At 35.8% G+C, this 3,348-nt stretch carries 2 protein-coding genes; both read right to left on the minus strand.

What is annotated here, in order from left to right:
* Positions 1-2,964, minus strand: a 2,964-nt coding sequence (locus ACJMLH_RS00675) for a hypothetical protein (protein ID WP_405274033.1), incomplete at its 3' end; no start/stop codon positions are given.
* A 142-nt stretch (positions 2,965-3,106) separates the two neighbouring features.
* Positions 3,107-3,348: hypothetical protein (locus ACJMLH_RS00680; protein WP_405274034.1), on the minus strand; the 242-nt coding region annotated here is incomplete at its 5' end.

The raw sequence follows: 3,348 nt of genomic DNA on the forward strand, positions 1-3,348 counted from the left end.
GAATGTTGCACTTTCTTCAAGACCCTGATATATGGCAGTGACTGTGTTTTCACCCGCTTTAATATCGCTGGACTGAATAGTGTAGACAACTTGGCCATTGTCAACAGTCTCTGTAGCAACGGTTTTTCCGTTTACTCTAATTTCAATAGTGCCTGTAGCATCGGTTGTTATGGTTACAGTGTTGGTTGATGGCAACCAGAAATCTGTCTTTTCAACGCTTAAGCTAATGTCAACATTAACAGGACCATTTTCAGAAACAACATTACCTGATCCGGTTCCTAAATTGACAGCTGCATCACCTTTACCGCTGGCACTTACAAGATAATTGTCATGTATTTCATTATTTTTTGTACTTCCCAATTCAATTGCATAGTTTTCAGTTGTGATAACCCGGTTACCTGTAATTTCATTATCGCCACTTGCAGTTATAGTGCCATCAGAAATATTGTTATTGGCTATAAGAGTTCTTGCTCCTGGAGAAACAATTCCACAACCGCCAATGAAGGTATTTCCTCTTATTATACCGTCATTTCCAAAGCTTTGTATTCCTGCACCACCATAAACAACAGTGTTGTTTTCAAATATGTTATGGCCGTTTCCTTGACTAGCGAACAAATAACATATTCCCAAAGCTGTTTCTGGACCTGCAACATAACAATTAGTAAAGTTATTATGGTCATTTAATGTTATTTGACCTTTATTAATCGCTTGAATCAATTGTGGCAAGAACCATCCTTCAGGCAGGGTTTCAAGGTTATATACGTTTAAGTAAATTAAGTTTCCAACATTTCCTCTTCCTATAATGGATGAGTTATCAACACTAATATAACTTGCATTGGTCAATACAAAGTTGGAGTGACCTCCATTATCTTCAGTCAAGAAGTAAGAGTTTGTAACTTTAATGTGTGATGATCCTCCTCTGAATGCAACAACACCGACACCAGAACCGAGGTCTTTGCCCCTTGCAACGGAAGTCATGTTATCGATGTTTAAATTATGTGCACCATAGAACCATAATTGGGTATTGTAGAATGAAAGATCACTTATATTACTTCCGGAACCATTATAGCTAACAGTGAAACGGTTTGAGGAGGTTGCATCCAAATCAATGTAAACATCCTTAGTAGTGGAAATAATGTTTACCGGTTTGTTGATTTCCATTGCGTAGGAGTTGCTGGATGTACTTATGAATTGACCCTGGAAGTCTAAAGTAGCTCCTGCAGGAATTTCATCACGTAATACACCTCTATAGAAGTAATCTGAGAATGTTTCAGCAGTTACCACACCATAGAAAGTTTCAGGTTCTTCTTTTGCACCATGATTATCTTCCACTACTGTATTGCCGCTAGCATCTTGGATATATACTGTATCATCACCTTCACCTGTGGATGAAACCAAATAGTTGCCGGAGATTGTAGTGTCCTGTGCTTTCAATAAATAGATTGTATATTGACCTTCAGTTTCGATTGTATTTCCTCTAATGTCATAATTATGGTCTTCATTCAATGCTTGAGCATAGCTTATACCATAAAGGTTCATGCCCTCTTCAAAACTGCCTGTAACGGATCTGGTTGTAATGGTATTGTCATATACACGGGCAACATTGTCCTGCAATTCAATACCTGATACCAATCCCCAACTGTGATCAGTTGGAAGGCCTGTTACATCAATATTATTGTTCTTAACTGTAATTTCAGTTCCACCATAGTAGTTTTGTGAGTATATTCCTAATGCCGGACCTCCACAATTTGCATATAAAGTATTTCCATCAATTACAACACCTTCATAAGGACCGGTTAATTGAATCGGATATGAAGTTCCTGCATCAACAGAGCCACCAGTGGTTTCAACACTGATTTCATTGCCTTGTACTAAAACATTGTCTGAATAATACATGTCCAAAACGTTCAAGTAATTTGCATCGCCTTCAATAGTGATGAAATCTTCTTCACGGAATTTGTTGTTAACAACATTAACATCTTGGCAGTATTCCATCATTACACAGTCAAGTGTTGGATAACCGCCGTTGCGGTCAACCACATTTGCAATGAAAGTGTTGTTGATAATATCTAAATTGGTAACCTCTTTTAATCCAGTGTTCAATACCAAATCGGTAGCAAGACCAGGATCTCCTTTAGAGTAATCTACATCAAGAATTGGTAAATTTGCTGTGATAGTATTTCCCTGAACCAAGACCTCCTCACAAGTTTCCATTCTCATCGCATATTCATAATAATCCGCCAGACTTGAACCTGTGAAAGTAATGTTTGAGTTTAAAAGCTGGAAGTTATTTGCATCAGTAACATAAATACCAAAAGCATCACCATCAGGAGCTGGAGCGTAATTAATGGTTAATCCGTCAAGGATATTGTCATCACCAGTTACATAAACGATTGCTCCAGGACTCATTCCATTATCCTCATCTTCAAGATATTGTGAAGAAGTAAGGGTCAATCCGCTAATTTGGACATTACCTTCTAGAATAATACCCATGTCAACAAATTCAGCATCGCTTGCATCTACAACACATCCGTCATCAAAAAATATGAATCTAGGAAAATCATCAGAAGTAAATGTTCCTACCATCTTATAAGTTCCAGTCATAATTCTATCATTGAATCCGTGTTCGTTGTAATAGTTATAATCAAGGATTTCATAATCGTCACCAAGCACATCCTTATCATTTGATGCACCAAGTTTTTCCTTTGTATTCTCTACGCTTTTTACATCCGTACCAACAGCATTATTGTCTTGGCCAGTTACATCTACAGATGAACTATCCGAAGAATTAATAACACCACCCGTATCTTTTTCATCTATTGCCGGAGATGTAATTTTATAGTATCCGGTATCACTAGCAACCGTTAAATCATTAACAGTCACATTTTCTGCCGCATTTACGGCTCCAAAAGTTAAAATAGCCAGTAATATTATACTAACTATCGTAAATTTATTTAATTGCAAAATTAAATCACCTTAATCAATTTACAAACTATTCAAAAAATATTGAATAATGTTATTATTTATTTGATTAAGTTGTATTTAAAAGTTTTCAAATATATTTAATTTTTTAAAAAAAGTTAAGAGAATTAATAATAATAATTCTCTATTTAATAGTTATTTTTACAGATTTGGTTTTTTCCAAGTAAGTGTTATCACCTGCAAAGTTAATTTTAGCAGAATAGGTCCCTTTCTTGGTTATTTTAATATTGAAAGTAGCTTTACCGTTATTGTTGGTATTAGCAGAATATGTTTTGCCACCAATTGTTAAAGTTACCTTTTTAGGACTTAAATGTGCTTTGCCGTCATGTGATGATCCGACAATTGTGGATAATGAAACAGCATATT

Source organism: Methanobrevibacter sp., from assembly GCF_045116495.1.
GTDB lineage: Archaea > Methanobacteriota > Methanobacteria > Methanobacteriales > Methanobacteriaceae > Methanocatella.